The sequence below is a fragment of the Synechococcus sp. HK05 genome, from assembly GCF_019104765.1.
In the GTDB taxonomy this organism is placed as follows: Bacteria; Cyanobacteriota; Cyanobacteriia; order PCC-6307; family Cyanobiaceae; genus Vulcanococcus.
In genome coordinates, this window is sequence record NZ_JAHRXJ010000004.1 from 466,955 (window position 1) to 483,639 (window position 16,685).

Below are 16,685 nucleotides of genomic sequence, written 5' to 3' on the forward strand. Positions count from 1 at the left end.
GCAAACCTCCCTACCCTCTCACGCGGGCGCGGCTACTCTGATTTCAAGCAAGTGATGAAGCCGGCATGAGCGAACTCCAGCGCCTGAAGGGGCTGCTGCCTCCCGAGATGCAGAGCTGGGTGTTTGTGGAAGCCGCCGCTTCGGCCGATCCGCCGCTGATCACCATCGAGGAGATCGGCCGCGATGAGGTGGAGATTCAGCTCGACCTGCAGAAGTGGGATGAGCTGGCGATCGACCACCGCAACCTGCTCTTCTGGCATGAGGTGGGCCGCATCCAGAACGACGCCGTGCCCCGCGACGGCTGGGAGATGGCGGCCCTGGCGATCGGCTTGGGCGGTGCGATCGGTGAGCTGTGGGTGCAGGACGGCCTGCTGCTGCTGATGGCCCTCGGCCTCTCCGGCTTCGCCGGCTACCGCCTTTATCTGAAAAACAATTCCGAGAAGCGCCTGCAAGACGCCATCGCTGCCGACGAGCGGGCCATCGATCTGGCCTGCCGCTTCGGCTACAGCCTGCCCAATGCCTACAAGAGCCTGGGCGGCGCCCTGAAGGAGCTGGTGGAGCAGACCCGCAAAAAGAAAAAGCGCGGCTTCTACGAAGACCGGCTAGAGGCGCTGCGCAAGAGTGCTGGTAAGGCCCGCGCCGAGATGGCGCAACAACAGGGGTCCCGTCAATCCGTGAGCAGCGAGAACGTGTATGGCTGAGGCCGTGAGCCCCGAAAAACCCAGCCCCGACCCCAGCCGCCCCCGGCTCAACCTCGACGACAGCCATCAGCTCGCCCTGCTGGCCGCGGAAGCCTGCGACGACCGCAAGGCCGGCGACATCGTGCTGCTGCGGGTGGAGGAGATCTCCTCGATCGCCGACTGGTTCGTGATCGCCACCGGCTTCTCCGATGTGCAGGTGCGCGCCATCGCCCGCTCGGTGGAAGACAAGATCGAGGAGGAAAGCGGCGGCCGCCTGCCCCTGCGCAAAGAGGGCCTCAAGGAAGGGCGCTGGATCCTGCTGGATTACGGCGAGGTGATCGTGCACGCCCTCACCCCCGATGAGCGCAGCTACTACGACCTCGAATCCTTCTGGGGCCACGGCGAGAAGGAGGTGTTTCTAGGGTCGGAATCAGCACCGCCGGCCTGAGGCCGGGCCCCGATGGCCGGCAACGAACCAGCGCGTGATCGGAGCGCACCAAACCTCCGCTCAACGGTGTGTCCGGTGCCGCGGGAGCAACGACCCCTAGAGCAATACAAGGAGCTGCAGGCCAGCTGGTTTTTCGTATGGCCGCATAACGGCGATCGGGGTTTGGCCACGCCGCTGATTCGCGCCTGGCTGATCGTGCTGCCGCTCACCATGCTTGTGGCCAGCGGCAGCGTGCCCCTGCGCCACAACTTGCCCCAGCTGGTGGTAGCGGGTGCGGTGGCGGGCCTGGTGGTGCCGATGTTGCTGCTGGTGCGGCAATGGCTGGGCTGGACCACCCTGCAGCGCCGCTTGATGGCCACCTCGGTGGAATACGAGGAATCGGGCTGGTACGACGGACAGGTTTGGGAGAAGCCGGTGGAGTGGCGCCAACAGGATCTGCTGGTGGCCACCCACGAGGTGAAGCCTGTGCTCTGGCGGCTGCAGCAAGCCATGGCGATCATTGCCGCACTGATGCTGGTGGGGGCGAGCCTCTGTCAGGCTCTTTGAGCGATCGGGCCTGAGCCCTGCATGAGCTTCTCGAGCAGCTTCGGAACCAGCGGACGCCCAAGCGTGCCGCCCCTCGAGGTGCGTCTCACCCGCAATGGCATCCATGAGTCGCTGCACCGGGTGCATGCGGTGGTGTGTGACCAGCGCGGCCGGGTGCTGATGCGCGCCGGCGATCCCCAACAACTCAGCTTCATCCGCTCGGCGCTCAAGCCCTTCCAGGCCCAGGTGTTCGTGAGCAGCGGCGCCGCCGATCAGGGCAACCACGACGACCGCGCCCTGGCGATCGCCTGCGCCTCCCACGCCGGAGAAGCCGAACAGGCCCGTGAAGCCTTCAAGATCCTGTGGAAATCGGATCTCGAAAGCGAGCAATTGCAGTGCCCTACGCCAAAGGGCCGCCAAAGCCCGCTGGAGCACAACTGCTCGGGCAAACACGCCGCCTTCCTGGCCACCTGCAAACGCATGCAGTGGCCGCTGGAGAGCTACCTGCAGCTGGATCACCCCCTGCAGCAGCAGGTGGTCAAGCGGGTGGGCGAACTGCTCGGGATGCCCGCCGCTGAATTGCTGGCCGCCCGCGACGACTGCGGCGCCCCCACCCTGCAGCTACAGCTCTCCCAGATGGCGCTGCTCTTCGCCCACCTGGGCGCCAGCGAGCAGCCGGAACTGGAGCGGTTGAGCCGGGCGATGCTTGCCCACCCCGATCTGGTGGCCGGCGAAGGCCGCTTCGACACGGTGGTGATGCGCAGCGGCCACGGCCAAGTGCTGAGCAAAGGGGGCGCCGAAGGCATCCAGTGCCTCAGCCGCGTGGGCGAAGGCCTGGGCCTCGCCATCAAGGTGGAAGACGGCGCCAGCCGCGCCAAACACGCTGTGGCTCTGCACCTGATGCAACAGCTCGAGTGGCTCACGCCGATGACCCTCGAGGAGCTCGGTCAGCAGTTCCTCCACCCCAACGAAGGCGTGAAGCTTGAGGTGAGCGGCGAACTGCGCTTCGACAACGGTCGCTGAACCCGGCCGGGCCCATCCTTCCGGGGGCTGTCCGCAGGTGCGCCCACATCTGGCGCAATGTGAGCCCACCCATGGACGCCCGTGATTCAGGTGCCTGCGGCGTCGCGCTCGAACTGGGCAGCCGCCGCGAGGGTGGGCTCCACAGCGAACAGGGCTTCGGCGATGGCAGGGCTGATGGTGAACGTGTCGAGCCCTTCAGCCGCAAGGCGGGCCAGATCGCTGGGGGAGCGCAGGCTGGCCACCAGTAGCCGCAGCGGGGCGGCAGCCGGCCCATCGGGATCCTCCCGGTTGAGGGTCTCAACGATCCGCTGCATGCGGGTGAGCTCGGCGTGGCCATCGCGGCCCTGGTCGCTGATGCGGCCGAGGTAGGGAGCGATGTAATCGGCGCCGAGGGCGGAAGCCAGGAGCACCTGGGCGGGTTCGTAGCAGGCGGTGAAGGTGATGGGGCAGCCCTCTGCGATCAAGGCTCCCGCGGCAGCGGCACCGGCGCGGGTGACCGGCAGCTTCACCCAGATGCGGCCTGGAGCGAGCTTCGCCAGGGCGCGACCGCAGGCGAGCAGATCAGTGCCCCAGGCCTGCAGGTGCAGCTCCTGCACCCCCAGCTCCAGGGCCCGAGCCGTGAGCCCGGCGAGATGTTCGAGGTTGCAGGGCTGGGCGGCGCGGCGCAGCAGCGTGGGGTTGGTGGTGACACCGCGGAACAGACCGGAGGGCAGCCATTCAGCCCAGGCGCTGGGATCGGCACTGTCGAGGAGCAGACGCAAGGCCATCGGCGGGGGCGCTGCCGCATCACAGCCACGTACAGCGGATCCCATGCTGCCGTCCATCACGAACACAAGCAGCCCAGACACCCTGCGATGTATAGTTCTTGGGTCGCCGCGGGGTAGAGCAGTCTGGTAGCTCGTCGGGCTCATAACCCGAAGGTCGGTGGTTCAAATCCGCCCCCCGCCACCACACCAAAAGCCCCGGCCATCGCAAGATCGGTCGGGGCTTTTTGATGTTCTGAGATCGCCCCCCTTGCGATTGCTCGTTCGGCGTTCCACTCCGCAAGCCCATGGACAGCGCACCCACCACCACCTCGCTCGCCGACAAAGCCGCCGCCACCCATCCGCTGATCCTCGCGGCAGCACTGGTGTGGCTGAGCGTTGACCTGATCGGTGATGGACTGCTCGCCTTGCGCAGCCTGATCGCGAGCGCAACCAGCGAGCGCACCGCCACACCCTCCTGATGGCCGACGCGATCGTGGTGGGCAGCGGCGCCAGCGGTGGCGTGGCGGCCCTGGCCCTGGCGGAAGCAGGACTGAGGGTCCTGGTGCTCGAAGCCGGCCCCGAGCTCAGCGCCCCGCGGGCCTTTGGCAGCGAACCGGCCAACAGCCTCAAGCGACTGGCCGCCGTGAGCAGCGGGCGCCAGAGCCTGGCCGCCCAGCACCCCGGCTACTGGAAGGCCAACCCCGATCTCTACGTGAACGAGTGGGAGAACCCCTACAGCACCCCAGACGGGCAGCCCTTCCTCTGGACCCGCGGCCGGCAGGTGGGCGGCAAAAGCCTCACCTGGGGCGGCATCACCCTGCGCCTCTCCGACGCTGAATTTCAAGCCGCGGAGCGCGATGGCCATGGTGCGAGCTGGCCGATCCGCCATGCCGATCTCGCCCCTTACTACACACGCCTCGAAGCACTGCTGCAGATCCATGGCCAGTGCGATGGCCTGCCGCAACTGCCCGACCCCAGCGGCGCCCCCAAGCCCGCCCTGGCGCTCACCCCGGCTGAACAGCATCTCCAGCGCTGCATCCAGCGCGATCTGGATTTACCCCTGATTCCCTCGCGGGGCTTTGCGCTGCGCCGCCCCGCCGATGGTCCCTGGCCGCGCTCCTGCTCCCAGGGCGGAGCCCTGAAGGCGGCTCTTGCCACGGGGCGGGTGCAGCTGCAGAGCGAGGCGGTGGTGAGCCACGTGCAGGTGGATCCGCGCAGCGGGCGGGCCACCGGGGTTGAGTGGATCCACGGGCGCACCCGGCAGCGCCAGCGCAGCGAAGCGCCGCTAGTGGTGCTCTGCGCCTCCACGATCGAGAGCCTGCGGCTGCTGCTCCATTCCCAACAGGTGGGCGGTCTTGAGGAGGTGAGCGGCCTGCTGGGGCAGGGGCTGATGGATCACGTGTCGGCCAGTTGCTTCTTTGCACTGCCGGAGCAGCCAACACCGGGCGCCACGGAACTCTCGGGGGCCGGCAGCTGCTTCATCCCCAACACCGTGAACCTCGGCACACCCGGGAGCGACACCACCTCCTTTCGGCGCGGCTACGGCCTCTGGTGCGGCATCCAGCGCTTCGACCCTCCGCAACTGCTCAAGCGGCAACGCAACGCCGCCGTGGGCTTCCTGATCGGCCATGGCGAGGTGCTCAGCCGCCCGGAGAACGGCGTGAGCCTCCACGGCGAGCGCACGGATGCCTGGGGCATCCCCATCGCCCATATCCACTGCCGCTGGAGCGCCAACGAGCAGCGGATGGTGGAGCACATGCAGGCGCGTATGCAGGCGGTGGTGGACAGCGCAGGCGGCCGGATCGCGCCGCTGGCGGATCTGTTTGTGATGCCGCTGATCGAGCCGCTGGTGCGCGGCAGCCTGGCGATGGCGCCCGGTGCCGCACCACCCGGCTACTACATCCACGAGCTGGGGGGCGCCCCGATGGCCGCCAGCGAAGCGCAAGGGGTGCTCAACCACTGGAACCAGCTCTGGCGCACCCCCAACCTGCTGGTGTGCGACGGCAGCGCCTGGCCGAGCGCCGGCTGGCAGAGCCCCACGCTCACCACCATGGCCCTGAGCTGGCGCGCCTGCGCCCATGCCGCTGAGGCCCTGAAACGCGGTGAGCTTTAGCTGACGGAGCCCGTGGTTTGGTTGCAACCACCACATCGGTGGTGTTTGGCACCCCGCACACTATGCAGGCGACCTTTCAACGGGTCGGGCAAGGGAGAAACACCAGGCGGGAGCTCGGCACTCCCGCTTTTTTGTGTGCTGCGATCCGACGCAGATCACTCGCCGGGCTTCATGAATAGGCCATTGAGATAGTGCTGCGCCACGCAGCGATCGCCGCAACCGTTTTGAAACAGAAACCCGGCCAGGGCGGAGGTGATCACGCGGTATTGATCCCACTCGGGGCGGCTGCTGAGAAACGCGCGCATGCCGTCAAACAGGGCTTCAGGCACCTCGGCCTCCAGGCTGATGCGGGCAGCACCGGTGGCGTCGTCCTGCTCGAGGCAACGGCTGAGGTGGTCGCGGGCGCCCGCTGCCTGGGCTGGCTCCAGTTGCACCTGCTGCTCCGGCTCCAAGCGATCTCCATGCGTCGGTGCTGCCATCAATCCACACCGGAGCGGGCCGCGTCAAAGGGGCAGATGCAGCTCAAAACCACCCCGAGACGCAGCGAGACAGCCCGCCGCAGCAGCTCCCCGCAGCGCCGCACCGACGAGCGGCTAACGCGCTCTAGCCATGGGCGCAAGGCTGTCAAGCGCAACCTGAACGAAATGGCGCAATCCCCAGAGGAGCGCTCTCACAAGCCGGGAGCGCCCAGCGCCTGTGGAAAACAGCAGCTCGGACTGGGGAAAAGGCGGCAACCTTGGGGAAACCCCGAAACGATCAGCAGGGCTTATGGCTGCGTGTCTCGTGCGACCAGCCCGCAACCGAGACGGTTGAGCCGCTCAAACCCCCCGGTTGTCTTCCGGTTTCGGCCGCGGTTTGTAAAGCGTGCGCGGTCCGAGCGGGTGATCGGCATGGGGATACGGCGCATGGGTGTGGCCGTGGTCATGCGCGTGGTCGTGATGGCCATGGTCGTGGCTGTGGTCATGCCCATGGCTATGCCCCAGCGGAATCGGGATGCCATCGGGCTGACAGGCCCCCGTGCACTCGTGCTCGCAGAGCGTGCAGGCCTCCACCAGGCCCTCCACGTGGTGGTGGTGGCTTTGCTGGGGGGCACCTACCTCGGTTTCAAAGCCAAGCACCTGGGCGCGGTATTTGCAGAGGGAGCAGTTCATCTGCGTCTCACCGCGCACCACCTCCTGCACCCGCTCCAGGAAGGTGTTGATCACCAGCGGGTGATCACCGAGGTAGCTGGCCTCCACAAACTCCAGCTCCGGGTGATCCGATGCCACCAACTGCGTGTGCTGGCGGATGCGACTCACCAACACCCCCGAGAAGAGGAAGTAAGGGAACACCACGATGCGGCGAAAGCCGAGCTTCACGGCATGGCGCAGGCCGGGTTCCACCAGCGGGAAGGTGACCCCCGAATACACGGTTTCACCCCAGCCAAACCCGAAGCCCTCGACCAACATCCGCGCCACCTTTGACACGTTGGAGTTGGCATCGGGATCCGACGAACCGCGCCCCACAACCACCAGCAGCGTGTCGCTGAGGGGCACCGGCGCTTCCCCACGGCCCACCGCGGCGGCATCAGAGGCATTGAGGGCCTCGCGAATCCGGGCGCCGGCGGCCTGAATCATGCTCAGGTCGACCCCCAGCTCGCGGCCGTAATCGATCCGCAAACCCGATTCAGCGCTGAAGGTATTGAGCACCGAGGGGATGTCGTTTTTGGCGTGGCCGGCGGCGAACAACATTCCCGGCACCGCCAGGACCCGCTTCACGCCTTGCGCCTGCAGACTCTCGAGGCCATCGCGCAGGATCGGCCGCGCAAACTCCAGATAGCCGTATTCCACCGGCACCCCGGGCAGCTTGGACCGCAAACCCTCCGCCAGCTGCGCAAACTCACCCACCGCCTGCCGGTTTCGGCTGCCGTGGCCGCAGATCAACACCCCGATCGGGCCGCCCTCAATGGCGCTAAGACCAGCATCGACATGAAGCTGCGGCGCGGGGTTGCTCATGGGAACACATTCCTGAACCGACCCTATCGGCACAACACAATCCAGCCCTGATCAGTCCAGGAAGAGCCACCACCTAGGGTGCCTCCAAACAATCAATCCACCCGTGCAGAAAGGAGAAAGCAACCGCGCCGGTGAACTGAAGGAGCTGGGCTGGAGCGCTGAAGACGTGCGCCGCTACGAGGAGCTGTGGGAATACCGCCAGCGCTGGGGCGCGATCAACCTGGAGCGGGAAGACCGCCAGTTCCTGCGCAAGGCCGAAGCCGCCCTGCCCAAGATCGTGGCCAAGGGCTCTGAGAAGAAACGCACCCAAGACAAGTCGCACTACCGCTGGCTGGCCTTCTACCTCGAGGCGATGCAATCTGCGCCGCTGAGCGAAGGAGAAGTGGGCGCTTGGCCCATCGTGCTGCAGGAGGAGCTGCGCACCATCGATTACTACGAGCCGGTGCTGGGCCTGCCCGACACGCTCAAGGCCAAGGAGCTGCTGCCGATTCGCGAGCAACTGGTGGCCCAGGCCGCAGCCAGCGGCCGCACTGCCAGCTTCGATTTCGTGGCACCGCTCGAAGAGCTCAAGCAGCGCGAGAAAACCAGCTGGAAACCCCTGCGCGGCGACGGCAACACCGACACCAGCTACCCAGTGCTCAGCGCTGATGCTGCTGAGGCCTTCCGCCAGGAAGCCCGTGCGCGCATCACCACTGCGATCCGCGAGCTGTTCCCCTCGCTGAAGGACACCGATAAGCCAGAGCCCCCGGCCGACTGGATGCCCTGAGGCTCAGTGCCCCGCCGCCAGCTCCCCGCCGCGGCCACCTGCCTCTTCGGCAACACCGATGAGCGCGAACAGGTTGGTGCTCTCGGTATTGAGGTTCACCACCTCCACCGAGCTCCCTCCAAGCTTGAGGCGGCGAATCACCTGGTCGAGGGCGGTGACACCGCTCTGATCCCAGATGTGGGCCTCCGCCATATCGATCGACACCCGGGCCGGGTGCTCATGCAGCTCAAAGCCCTGGCGGAAGTAGATGCTGCTCACGAAAAACAGCTGCCCGCGCACCCGGTAGAGCCGGTGATCCGGCGCCAGCTCCTCGCTGCTCACCTCGATCACCTTGGCCACCTTGCGGCTGAACAGGATGCCGGCCAAGGCCACACCGGAGATCAGACCCACCGCCAGGTTGTGGGTCAGCACGGTCACCACCACGGTGAGCAGCATCACGGCCGTGTCGCTCTTGGGGATGCGGCGGATGCCACTGATCGAGCCCCAGTTGGCGGTGTTGATCGCAATCATGATCATCACGCCCACGAGCGTGGCCATCGGGATCTGATTCACCCACTGGCTGGCCAACAGGATCATCGCCAGCAGGCTCACGCCTGAGGTGAGCGTGGAGAGGCGGGTGCGGCCGCCGTAGCCCACATTCATCACCGACTGACCCACCAACGCACAGCCGGCCATGCCGCCGAACAGCGAACTCACGATGTTGCCGATGCCCTGGCCGCGCGCTTCGGCGTTCTTGTGGCTGGAGCTGTCGGTGATGTCGTCGAGGATGTCTTGGGTGAGGAAGGTTTCCATCAGGCCCACCAGCGAGATCGCCAGGGCCGTGGGCAGGATCAGCCCGAGGGTTTCGAAGTTGAACGGCACCTGGGGCAGACCCAGCTGCGGCAGACCATCCGGCAGGGTGCCAAGGCTGGCCACCGTGGGCAAATCCAGCCCGAGCTGGATCGAGAGCCCCGTGGTGATCAGGATCGCCACCAGCGCCGACGGCACAGCGGTGGTGAAGCGCGGCAGCAGATAGATGATCACCAGGGTGAGCGCCATCAAGCCCCACACCGCCGGCAGCTGAGCGCCAGACACCACCACCTTTTCGGGGTGGAACACATCCAGGCCCAGCTGGGGCAGCTGTGCCAGAAAGATCAGGATCGCCAGCGCATTCACGAATCCCGCCATCACCGGCTGCGGCACGAACCGCATCTGGTGCGCCAGGCGCAGATAGCCCCAGGCAATTTGCAGCACGCCGGTGAGGATGCCCGCCGCGAGCAGGTACTGCAGGCCCATGCCCTCACCCAGGCCGTTGCCCTGCTGCACCAAGCCCGTCATCAACAGGGCGGTGGAGCCGGTGGCGGAGGTGATCATCGCGGTGCGGCCACCCACGATCGCGAGCGTCACCGACAGCAGAAACGCCCCGAACAGGCCCACCCGCGGATCCACGCCGGCGATGCCCGAGAAGGCGATCGCCTCCGGGATCATCGCGAAGGCCACCACCAATCCTGAGAGGATGTCGCGGTGGGGCCGGTCCCACCATTGCTTGAGGGAAACCATCAACGCATCACCACGCCCGCTGGCCGGACCCTATCAGTGAGCACCGATCACCCCAACCGGCCTGATCTCAACGCAGCAACCGCAGCCACGCCCACCAGATCAGCGCTATGGGCACCAAGGCCAGCGCCAACACCTGCAGGCTCTGCAGCTGTTCTGGGTTCACGGCACTGGGCAGGGCTGGGAGTTGATCAGCAGCAGCCCAAGCAGTCCGCATTGCAGGCGGGTGAGATCGTCGAGGGCCACCTCCACATCGGAAGCAAACCCGGGATTTGAGGTGGATTCGGCCGCCGCCGGGGGCGGCTCCAGCGGCGGCGGCAGCGGTTCGGCCATGGCCGCCGGAGCAGCAACCAGCAGGAAACAACTGAGCAGTAGAGCTTTCATCCGAGTAGAGCCTCTCCTTCGGGCTTAGCCCAAGGGGCCTGTCGTGGCCGGCAAATGACCGGTTTTCACCCAGATCGTGCAGCCGGCTTCACTCCAGGGGCGGTGCACGCTGCCCGGTGGATTGCGCAACCAACTGCCGGCGGGATAGATGCCGTGCTCGTCTTGAAACACGCCCTCGATCACGAAGATCTCCTCGCCGCCGGGATGGCTGTGGGCCTGGAACTGGGTGCCGGGCGCCCAGCGCACCAGCGCCACCTGCTCACTGCCAAAGCCATGCAAGGGCAGCACCTCGAGCCCCTTCACCAGGCCCGGATGCCAGGCGGCCGATCGCGTGTCGATCACCACCCGCTGCCGATCGTCGGGATGCATCTGCTGGAGCTTCACCAACAGAGTGCAGCCCTCGCGGCTACCGGGGGCGTGGGCCGAGCCGGGTGGATTGCGCAGATAGGTGCCCGCTGGGTAGGTGCCTTGCTCATCCGCCAGCGTGCCCTTGAGCACGAGGAGTTCCTCGCCGCCGCCGTGGCTGTGCTGGGCGAACTGGCTGCCCGGGGCGTAGCGCACCACTGAGGTGGCTCGGGCCACCTCACCGCCGAGGCGCTCCAACAGGCGCCGCTCCACCCCGGGCGCTGGCGAGGCCGCCCAAGGCAAGGCGGCGCTATTCACCGCCACCGCTTCACGCCAATCGCCATGGAGCGCAAGAACGGGCTGCTGCTGCGTCTTGGCCCCGCTCATCCGTTCTCACGCACCCGCTTCACCGCCAAGCCCGCCTCCGTGGCGCTCACCCCAGCCAACAGCAACAGGCCGATCAAGCCCACCAGCTGGTTCTGCGCTTCGGCGGCGGCATCGGCGTCCTGCCCCAGCAGCGCCCCGGCCACAAACCACGCCGTGGCAATCGCTGAGGTGATCCAGTAGGCCCTCCAGCGGCGTTGGTAGAGGTAGCCGGCACCCAGGCCTGGCACCACATTCAGCAGCACCGCCACCCAACCGGCCGAGGCGGCAAGGATCTGCTCACGGGTGGGCGTCATGGCGGAGGCGGCACGGGAGCGCACTCTGGCGCGCTGGGCCAGGGGTTAGGGATGTGGACATGGAACAAGCCTTTCCATTGCGCCACGCCCGTTCATCACAAGCAACCGCAGGCTGGTTGGCGGCCCTGGTGGCCGTAGCGAGTGCGCTCAGCGCCTGCAGCCGGGCCAGCCAGCCGCGACTCTCCATCGAGGAGCAGCTGACGATCTGCCGCCGGCATGAACGCTTGGAGATCAGCCGAGCCGAGGCGGTGCACCTGCTCGGCTTGCCTCCTCTGAAAGCCGACGAAGCGGGCGGTGGGATCGCGGGCTGGCTTACCTATTGCCGCGAATTACAAGCGCGCCAGCGGTGATGAGCTGATCGCAGAGCTGATCGCAACACACACATCAAAAACCCCTGAGCGATTCGCCCAGGGGTCATGAAGCAATCAATCGTGAAATCGTGGTCGTTCGCTGGGCGAAGCTGCTGGCGTTGGCGCCTGGGGCCGAACGTTCCAGGTGCGGGCTGTTTGGGTCTCCTGGGGCACCTAGCGCGGTGCAAACGGAGTGTCGATCAGTCAGGCGCACAGGCGGAGGCGGCGATTCATGCCATTCCTCCTCATGCCCAGCTGAACGACCTGCCCACGGTTGGGTGAAGACTGTTGGAGCAGGGGCCTTCAGTCAGCGTGCTTCTGACAGGTAGCGGGGTGGCGTGTCGTCCATCCGGGCGCCTCCTTGGTTGATGCACACACCATCGCGCCGCCCAAGGGCGCCGCGCAATCGGGATTTACACGCATTGCCTTGAGGCCCGAGCGGGGGCAGGTTGGGTTGTTTGGCGAGCTCGAGATCCTCGGGGGGCTCCATGGGCAAGCCGGGTTGCTGCCGAATACACCTCAATCGCCGCTGGACAGCGCCTCAGACGCTGGCCTGGATCCACTCCTGCAGCAGCTGCTGCGGATCCACACCCTCGAGCAGTTCATCGGGAATGACGGCCACGCGGCGCAGTTGCGGCACCTGCGTGCGCACCTGGGCGATGGCGTGCTCGGGATCCATCGCCCGCACCGGCTGGATGCTGCAGCGCTCCTGATCGCAGAAGAACACGGAAAACGCTGTCACGGATGGGCTCCGACCGGTGAATGGGGTGGGCTGCGGTGTGAGGAGTGCAGCCCGATGCCCGCTGTGAAGACAAACCAGGGGGTGATGACCACGCCTGGCCCGTGAAACGAGCACCGCTCGGTCATGGCTCAGGTGGGTGGTGCCATGCAACAAACAAAAGCACGGCACGGCTGGGCTCACCGGCGTTGCTGATCCCGAGCCCAGATTCTCTCCAGGCTCCGCTTGAACTCCTGCTCATGCATCGGCCTGGCCAGGCGCCTGCCTCGCAGCGTGCTGCTGATCCACCAGACCTGCAAACCACCAAAGACCAGAGCAAATAGGCCCAACTGCACGGTGCCTGCGTTCAGATGGTCCATCACGACACGGCGGTTGAACGCGCTGCAGGCGCGGGCTCCAGCGGCACATCATGAAGCGCCGGGGGCCTCTTACTCCAAGTTGCTGATCGGCTCTCGAGGCTCAACAACTGGCAGCCCCACCTTTGAGTCGCCACCAGAGCACAAGGCCGCGCAAGGCGGCCGACACGGTCACCACAAAACGCATTAAGCTTCGTAACGAATGCTTGACCGCCATGGCCAGCTCTGACTTCAAGATCCCTTACCAGCGCACGGGCTTTGTCCCCTTTGCTGAATCCCTCAATGGCCGCCTGGCCATGCTTGGGTTCGTGATCGCCATCGCCACCGAGGCGCTGAGCGGCAAGGGCATCCTCGGCCAGCTGGGTCTGGGCTGATGAACCTGATGATTCCCGCTCTGCTGATCACGGCCTGGCTGGTCACAGCCCTTGTTGACCGCACCGCAGCCTGAGCGGATGGAACGCTCCGACCTGCTGATTGCGTTTCTTGCGTTCGGTGCGGCGGTGTCATGCCTGGGAGCTTGGCTTTGGTCGAGCCTCGGGCAAACAGGGCGCTGACGTATTGATCAGTGGGTCATCCAACTTGTTCAACGTTCAAGCAAGACACTGCTCCTCACCATGAAAGAGACCTCTCTCAGCCGGCAATTCGCGATTGCGATGCAAGAGCGTGCCATCGAGAGCTGCGATGACATCGAACAGCTGCGATCCGTCGCCAAAACCCTGTTACGGGCCTGGCAGATGCAAGCGGCGTTCACCGAGGACTATGCGGCCCAACTGATGCATCTCACCCCACCGCCCTATAAGCGAGTGAGTGAAGTCAAGCCAGCATTGGAGTAGTAGCGCAGGTGACTGCCACAGAAGCGTGAAATCAGACTGATCGAGCCGCTATTGAGGCGAGCTACACCGCATCGAGCACAAAGCGATAGCGCACATCGCCGCGGCGCAAGCGTTCAATCGCCTCATTGATGCGGTCCATTGGCAAACGCTCCACCTGAGGGCGAATGTCATGACGCACGCAGAAATCCACCATCTTCAACAAGCTCGCCGGTGAGGATGTAGGGCTGCCAGTGATCGAGCGCCGCGCCGTGATCAGATCATTCGCATTGACCTGAATCGGATCGAGCACAACACCGAGCTGATGCAGGCGACCTCGCGGGGCCAGAGCCCCCATCACCGCACCCCAATCGAGAGCAGGATTCACCGTATTGATCACGAGATCAAACCGACCAGCCAGATCAGGGAGGCGCTCGAGCAATTGCACATGATGAGCACCAAAGCGCTTGGCTTCCTCCGCCTTGCTGAGGTTGGTGGTGAGAGCGGTGACTTCACAGCCCCAGGCCCGCGCGAATTGCAGAGCCATATGACCCAGCCCGCCGATCCCAATCACGGCCACGTGCGCCGTTGGTGACACCGCCTCATCGATCAACGGCGCAAACACCGTGATCCCACCGCAGAACAGCGGACCAGCCGCAGCTGGATCCATCCCCTCCGGCAGAGGAATCGCCCAGTCCTGACGGGCGGTGACGTGGCTGGCAAAGCCACCCTGACGGCCCACGATCGTGGCCTCCAGCGACCCACAGAGGTTGCCGGTGCCGCCCAGGCACTGGGGGCAATGGCAGCAGCTGCCGCTGATCCAGCCCAGACCGCGCAGCTGACCGATCACGCCGGGGTCAACACCCTCACCAACGCGAACGACCCGACCCACCACCTCATGGCCGGGGACCAATGGGTAGTCGCTGATCCCCCAATGGTTGTCGAGCATCGAGAGGTCGCTGTGGCAGAGGCCGCAGTGCAGCACCTCCATCACCAGCTCATTGGCGGACGGCTCGAGCATCGGGCGCTCAGCGCGCTCGAGCCGTCCGCCTGCTTCCTGAGCCTGCCAGACAGTGATTGACACAACGCAACGGCATCACATCTTCTTTCTACAAGCCTCAGGCCCCATGGCGCCACTGGGGCAGCGAAGATAACTCCAAGATCTCAGCTGAGCAGAAATCCTCTTGCTTTTCTTTGGCAAGCCGGCCTAGAGCACAAACAGAAGACTGCAGAGCGGAGGCCCACGTGGATATCCATGACGAGCGGAGATCTGAGGCCCGTTCAACGTTGCATCGCACCTGGAATGTCAGCGTCGACAGCGCGGTGTTCGGCTCACGTTGTGCCCAGGTGCTCGATTACAGCCCATCGGGCATCAAGCTCTCACTGGCAACCGTGAGTGGGCTGGAACCTGGGATGCAGCTGGCGATCCATCATCCCGGCACGCGTTGCTCCTATCTGGCAACCGTTGCTTGGTGCCGCCAGCAACAGCGAACAACCACCATTGGTGCTGAACTCATCGAAATAGCTGCAGGCCTGCGTCAGGCTTGCTGAAGGCAACTCTTCACAACCAAGCTGCGAGATTGCGCGACTGTTGATCTCAACAAGAAAAAGCAGGGCCTCAAACCCTGCCTCATCTCCCGTGGAGCATGACGCCCTCATCACCACACTACCGAACGCCATCAGAAACACTGCCTCAAAGAGCCAAAACAGCGGAATGTCTCCAGGCCTGATGATGACGCGCTTCTACTACATGCCCTGAATTGGCTTTGAACGGCAGACACCACCCCCCCCCCGAGCAACGTCAGAGGGTCAAGGATTCATCAACATTCCAATGGCGTTCGTTAGGCGAAGCTGCTGGCGTTGGCACCTAGGGCCGAACGTTCCAGGTGTGAGCGCTTGGTTCTCCTGGGGCACCTGCAGCGGTGCAAACGGAGTGTCAATCAGTCAGGGGCACGAGATGAAAGCCAGCGGCTGGGTAAAAACTGTTGGAGCAGGGGCCTGAGGTCAGCGTGCTTCTTGCTGGTGGCGCGGTGGCGTGTCGTCCATCCGGGCCCTCCTTGGTTGATACATACAGACTCGCCCCGTCCATGGCACCAGGCAAGCGGGAGTGACACGCATTGCTTTTGACGCCGGGCAGGAGCAGGTTGGGTTGTGTGATCTCATGACTGCTCAGGATGTCTAGGGCCTCCATTGGCATGCCGATGCTCCCCCTACGGCTCACCGCCGGTGATGACCTCCGCCTCTGCTTAGAGGAGGTCATTACTGCCGCTGCTTTACCAGGCGCATTTGTGGTGAGTGGTATCGGCTCGTTGACCGTGGCGATGTTGCGCTACGCCGGCACTGAACAGATCAAACAGATCGAGGCAGATCTAGAGCTGCTCAGCCTGGCCGGTTCGATCAGTGACGATAGCGCCCATCTGCACGCCGTTGTTGCAGATGCCCAGGGCCGGGTGATGGGCGGGCACCTTTGCCACGGTTCATTGGTGCGCACCACCGCGGAACTCCTGCTCGCTGTGGTACCAGCAGAGCAACGCCTCCGCCGAAGCCATGACGCCGCCACCGGGTACGACGAACTGGTGATCGGCCGAACCGCCTCATCGGGGAACCCGGTGTTCAATCAAAAGCCCCCGAGCAACGCCGGGGAGACATGGGTCAATCACGTCGAATGAAGAGCTTGGTCTCGATCGAAGCTGTTGCTGTTGGCGGCTAGGGCCAAAAGCTCCAGATTTGTGCGCTTAGCCGCCTGGGAGGCCTGGTTCACCAAACGGATCGTCGCAGCAGGGCACCAAGACAGAGCCGACGAGAACCGTTATCATTTTCAGGCCTGGGCTCGATCTGGCTCGCCCCCTCGATTGATATGAGGACCATGAACCTGTTCCAGAAGCTTCTTCTGGCGCCTGCTGCCTTAGGACTGATCGCTCCTCTGGCTGTTGGCGCCAACCGGCCTGCATCCGCCGCTGATCTCAACATCGCTGGCGTCAGCCAGTACGGCGCCAGTGCATCACGCAACAGCCTGGAGCAGGTGACTTCGATCACCCAGTTCTCCGACCTGCAGCCCACCGACTGGGCTTATCAGGCTCTGAGCAACCTGATCGAGCGCTACGGCTGTGTGGCCGGCTACCCCAACGGCACCTACCGCGGCAGCCGTGCGATGACCCGCTTTGAAGCGGCCGCCCTGCTGAACGCTTGCC

General features: G+C 65.1%; 23 protein-coding genes and 1 tRNA gene. 14 read left to right on the forward strand and 10 right to left on the reverse strand.

Translation table 11 applies throughout. From position 1 onward, the window contains the following. Positions 1–65 precede the first annotated feature (65 nt). From KUL97_RS05780 to KUL97_RS05795, 4 genes are read left to right on the forward strand one after another with little or no spacing between them, the layout of a single operon-like run. Positions 66–701, forward strand: a complete 636-nt coding sequence (locus tag KUL97_RS05780; protein WP_217795982.1) for a DUF3318 domain-containing protein — start codon at positions 66–68, stop codon at positions 699–701. Then, on the forward strand, positions 694–1,128 hold the full coding sequence (gene rsfS / locus KUL97_RS05785; protein ID WP_217795983.1) for a ribosome silencing factor: 435 nt from the start codon (positions 694–696) through the stop codon (positions 1,126–1,128). Before KUL97_RS05780 ends, rsfS begins: the two co-directional genes overlap by 8 nt. A 12-nt stretch (positions 1,129–1,140) precedes the next feature. Then, the gene (locus KUL97_RS05790) at positions 1,141–1,674 is read left to right on the forward strand and encodes a CGLD27 family protein (protein ID WP_217795984.1); all 534 of its coding nucleotides are present in this window, start codon (positions 1,141–1,143) and stop codon (positions 1,672–1,674) included. Between the two features lie 21 nt (positions 1,675–1,695). Further along, positions 1,696–2,676 carry an asparaginase gene (locus tag KUL97_RS05795; protein WP_217795985.1) on the forward strand — a complete coding sequence of 327 codons (981 nt, stop codon included), beginning with the start codon at positions 1,696–1,698 and terminating at the stop codon, positions 2,674–2,676. A gap of 86 nt (positions 2,677–2,762) precedes the next feature. Here the strand turns inward: KUL97_RS05795 and KUL97_RS05800 are convergent, their stop codons facing one another. Beyond that, positions 2,763–3,443 (reverse strand): transaldolase family protein, encoded by a 681-nt coding sequence (locus KUL97_RS05800; RefSeq protein WP_217796069.1) that lies wholly within the window; start codon positions 3,441–3,443, stop codon positions 2,763–2,765. Between the two features lie 107 nt (positions 3,444–3,550). On the opposite strand from KUL97_RS05800, the gene KUL97_RS05805 reads away from it, so the two are divergent. From KUL97_RS05805 to KUL97_RS05815, 3 genes are all read left to right on the forward strand, one after another. Next, positions 3,551–3,627: transfer RNA gene (locus tag KUL97_RS05805), tRNA-Met, on the forward strand. Positions 3,628–3,727: 100 nt separating this feature from the next. Then, positions 3,728–3,901: a hypothetical protein gene (locus KUL97_RS05810; RefSeq protein WP_217795986.1), complete on the forward strand. Its 174-nt coding sequence runs from the start codon at positions 3,728–3,730 to the stop codon at positions 3,899–3,901. Beyond that, complete coding sequence (locus tag KUL97_RS05815; protein ID WP_217795987.1) at positions 3,901–5,535, forward strand: GMC oxidoreductase; 1,635 nt, start codon at positions 3,901–3,903, stop codon at positions 5,533–5,535. Before KUL97_RS05810 ends, KUL97_RS05815 begins: the two co-directional genes overlap by 1 nt. Before the next feature lie 155 nt (positions 5,536–5,690). Here the strand turns inward: KUL97_RS05815 and KUL97_RS13885 are convergent, their stop codons facing one another. Next, positions 5,691–6,014 (reverse strand): DUF2811 domain-containing protein, encoded by a 324-nt coding sequence (locus tag KUL97_RS13885; protein ID WP_217795988.1) that lies wholly within the window; start codon positions 6,012–6,014, stop codon positions 5,691–5,693. Positions 6,015–6,353: 339 nt separating this feature from the next. Further along, positions 6,354–7,529, reverse strand: a complete 1,176-nt coding sequence (locus tag KUL97_RS05825; protein ID WP_217795989.1) for a sirohydrochlorin chelatase — start codon at positions 7,527–7,529, stop codon at positions 6,354–6,356. A gap of 103 nt (positions 7,530–7,632) precedes the next feature. Between KUL97_RS05825 and KUL97_RS05830 the strand changes: the two genes are divergently transcribed. Then, positions 7,633–8,295, forward strand: coding sequence for a hypothetical protein (locus tag KUL97_RS05830; RefSeq protein WP_217795990.1), 663 nt, complete (start codon positions 7,633–7,635; stop codon positions 8,293–8,295). Positions 8,296–8,298: 3 nt separating this feature from the next. On the opposite strand, the gene KUL97_RS05835 is transcribed toward KUL97_RS05830, so the two are convergent. The 4 genes from KUL97_RS05835 to KUL97_RS05850 all read right to left on the reverse strand — a co-directional run bounded on the left by KUL97_RS05835 (position 8,299) and on the right by KUL97_RS05850 (position 11,240). Next, entirely contained in the window at positions 8,299–9,834 is a 1,536-nt protein-coding gene (locus KUL97_RS05835) for a SulP family inorganic anion transporter (protein ID WP_217795991.1), read from the reverse strand. Positions 9,835–9,993: 159 nt separating this feature from the next. Next, a complete protein-coding gene (locus tag KUL97_RS05840) occupies positions 9,994–10,215 on the reverse strand; it encodes a hypothetical protein (protein WP_217795992.1) in 222 nt (73 codons plus the stop codon). 24 nt (positions 10,216–10,239) lie between these two features. Next, the gene (locus KUL97_RS05845; RefSeq protein WP_217795993.1) at positions 10,240–10,947 is read right to left on the reverse strand and encodes a cupin domain-containing protein; all 708 of its coding nucleotides are present in this window, start codon (positions 10,945–10,947) and stop codon (positions 10,240–10,242) included. Continuing rightward, complete coding sequence (locus KUL97_RS05850; RefSeq protein WP_217795994.1) at positions 10,944–11,240, reverse strand: hypothetical protein; 297 nt, start codon at positions 11,238–11,240, stop codon at positions 10,944–10,946. Before KUL97_RS05850 ends, KUL97_RS05845 begins: the two co-directional genes overlap by 4 nt. Positions 11,241–11,356: 116 nt before the next feature. Here KUL97_RS05850 and KUL97_RS05855 point away from each other — a divergent pair, with 116 nt between their 5' ends. After that, positions 11,357–11,590, forward strand: a complete 234-nt coding sequence (locus tag KUL97_RS05855; protein WP_217795995.1) for a hypothetical protein — start codon at positions 11,357–11,359, stop codon at positions 11,588–11,590. Between the two features lie 307 nt (positions 11,591–11,897). Here the strand turns inward: KUL97_RS05855 and KUL97_RS05860 are convergent, their stop codons facing one another. Then, on the reverse strand, positions 11,898–12,080 hold the full coding sequence (locus KUL97_RS05860; protein WP_217795996.1) for a hypothetical protein: 183 nt from the start codon (positions 12,078–12,080) through the stop codon (positions 11,898–11,900). 51 nt (positions 12,081–12,131) lie between these two features. After that, positions 12,132–12,332, reverse strand: a complete 201-nt coding sequence (locus KUL97_RS05865; protein ID WP_217795997.1) for a hypothetical protein — start codon at positions 12,330–12,332, stop codon at positions 12,132–12,134. A gap of 568 nt (positions 12,333–12,900) precedes the next feature. Here KUL97_RS05865 and KUL97_RS05870 point away from each other — a divergent pair. Further along, positions 12,901–13,059 (forward strand): chlorophyll a/b-binding protein, encoded by a 159-nt coding sequence (locus tag KUL97_RS05870; RefSeq protein WP_043717650.1) that lies wholly within the window; start codon positions 12,901–12,903, stop codon positions 13,057–13,059. Positions 13,060–13,299: 240 nt separating this feature from the next. After that, entirely contained in the window at positions 13,300–13,518 is a 219-nt protein-coding gene (locus KUL97_RS05875; RefSeq protein WP_217795998.1) for a hypothetical protein, read from the forward strand. Positions 13,519–13,579: 61 nt separating this feature from the next. Here KUL97_RS05875 and KUL97_RS05880 read toward each other — a convergent pair whose 3' ends face one another. Further along, positions 13,580–14,578 carry an NAD(P)-dependent alcohol dehydrogenase gene (locus KUL97_RS05880; RefSeq protein ID WP_217795999.1) on the reverse strand — a complete coding sequence of 333 codons (999 nt, stop codon included), beginning with the start codon at positions 14,576–14,578 and terminating at the stop codon, positions 13,580–13,582. Between the two features lie 161 nt (positions 14,579–14,739). Between KUL97_RS05880 and KUL97_RS05885 the strand changes: the two genes are divergently transcribed. The 3 genes from KUL97_RS05885 to KUL97_RS05895 all read left to right on the forward strand — a co-directional run. Next, on the forward strand, positions 14,740–15,045 hold the full coding sequence (locus KUL97_RS05885; protein WP_368656105.1) for a PilZ domain-containing protein: 306 nt from the start codon (positions 14,740–14,742) through the stop codon (positions 15,043–15,045). Positions 15,046–15,689: 644 nt separating this feature from the next. Further along, positions 15,690–16,163 (forward strand): PPC domain-containing DNA-binding protein, encoded by a 474-nt coding sequence (locus KUL97_RS05890; protein WP_217796001.1) that lies wholly within the window; start codon positions 15,690–15,692, stop codon positions 16,161–16,163. 197 nt (positions 16,164–16,360) lie between these two features. Further along, the coding region (locus tag KUL97_RS05895) for an S-layer homology domain-containing protein (protein ID WP_217796002.1) at positions 16,361–16,685 on the forward strand (325 nt) is incomplete at its 3' end.

Bases quoted from the DNA above. Each gene is read 5' to 3' on its own strand.
- KUL97_RS05795 (WP_217795985.1), top strand. From the start codon at position 1,696: ATGAGCTTCTCGAGCAGCTTCGGAACCAGCGGACGCCCAAGCGTGCCG.
- KUL97_RS05780 (WP_217795982.1), top strand. From the start codon at position 66: ATGAGCGAACTCCAGCGCCTGAAGGGGCTGCTGCCTCCCGAGATGCAG.
- KUL97_RS05850 (WP_217795994.1), bottom strand. From the start codon at position 11,240: ATGACGCCCACCCGTGAGCAGATCCTTGCCGCCTCGGCCGGTTGGGTG.
- KUL97_RS05790 (WP_217795984.1), top strand. From the start codon at position 1,141: ATGGCCGGCAACGAACCAGCGCGTGATCGGAGCGCACCAAACCTCCGC.
- KUL97_RS05890 (WP_217796001.1), top strand. From the start codon at position 15,690: ATGCCGATGCTCCCCCTACGGCTCACCGCCGGTGATGACCTCCGCCTC.
- KUL97_RS05835 (WP_217795991.1), bottom strand. From the start codon at position 9,834: ATGGTTTCCCTCAAGCAATGGTGGGACCGGCCCCACCGCGACATCCTC.
- KUL97_RS05810 (WP_217795986.1), top strand. From the start codon at position 3,728: ATGGACAGCGCACCCACCACCACCTCGCTCGCCGACAAAGCCGCCGCC.
- rsfS (WP_217795983.1), top strand. From the start codon at position 694: ATGGCTGAGGCCGTGAGCCCCGAAAAACCCAGCCCCGACCCCAGCCGC.
- KUL97_RS05875 (WP_217795998.1), top strand. From the start codon at position 13,300: ATGAAAGAGACCTCTCTCAGCCGGCAATTCGCGATTGCGATGCAAGAG.
- KUL97_RS05825 (WP_217795989.1), bottom strand. From the start codon at position 7,529: ATGAGCAACCCCGCGCCGCAGCTTCATGTCGATGCTGGTCTTAGCGCC.
- KUL97_RS13885 (WP_217795988.1), bottom strand. From the start codon at position 6,014: ATGGCAGCACCGACGCATGGAGATCGCTTGGAGCCGGAGCAGCAGGTG.
- KUL97_RS05815 (WP_217795987.1), top strand. From the start codon at position 3,901: ATGGCCGACGCGATCGTGGTGGGCAGCGGCGCCAGCGGTGGCGTGGCG.
- KUL97_RS05870 (WP_043717650.1), top strand. From the start codon at position 12,901: ATGGCCAGCTCTGACTTCAAGATCCCTTACCAGCGCACGGGCTTTGTC.
- KUL97_RS05800 (WP_217796069.1), bottom strand. From the start codon at position 3,443: ATGGCCTTGCGTCTGCTCCTCGACAGTGCCGATCCCAGCGCCTGGGCT.
- KUL97_RS05840 (WP_217795992.1), bottom strand. From the start codon at position 10,215: ATGAAAGCTCTACTGCTCAGTTGTTTCCTGCTGGTTGCTGCTCCGGCG.
- KUL97_RS05860 (WP_217795996.1), bottom strand. From the start codon at position 12,080: ATGGAGCCCCCCGAGGATCTCGAGCTCGCCAAACAACCCAACCTGCCC.
- KUL97_RS05845 (WP_217795993.1), bottom strand. From the start codon at position 10,947: ATGAGCGGGGCCAAGACGCAGCAGCAGCCCGTTCTTGCGCTCCATGGC.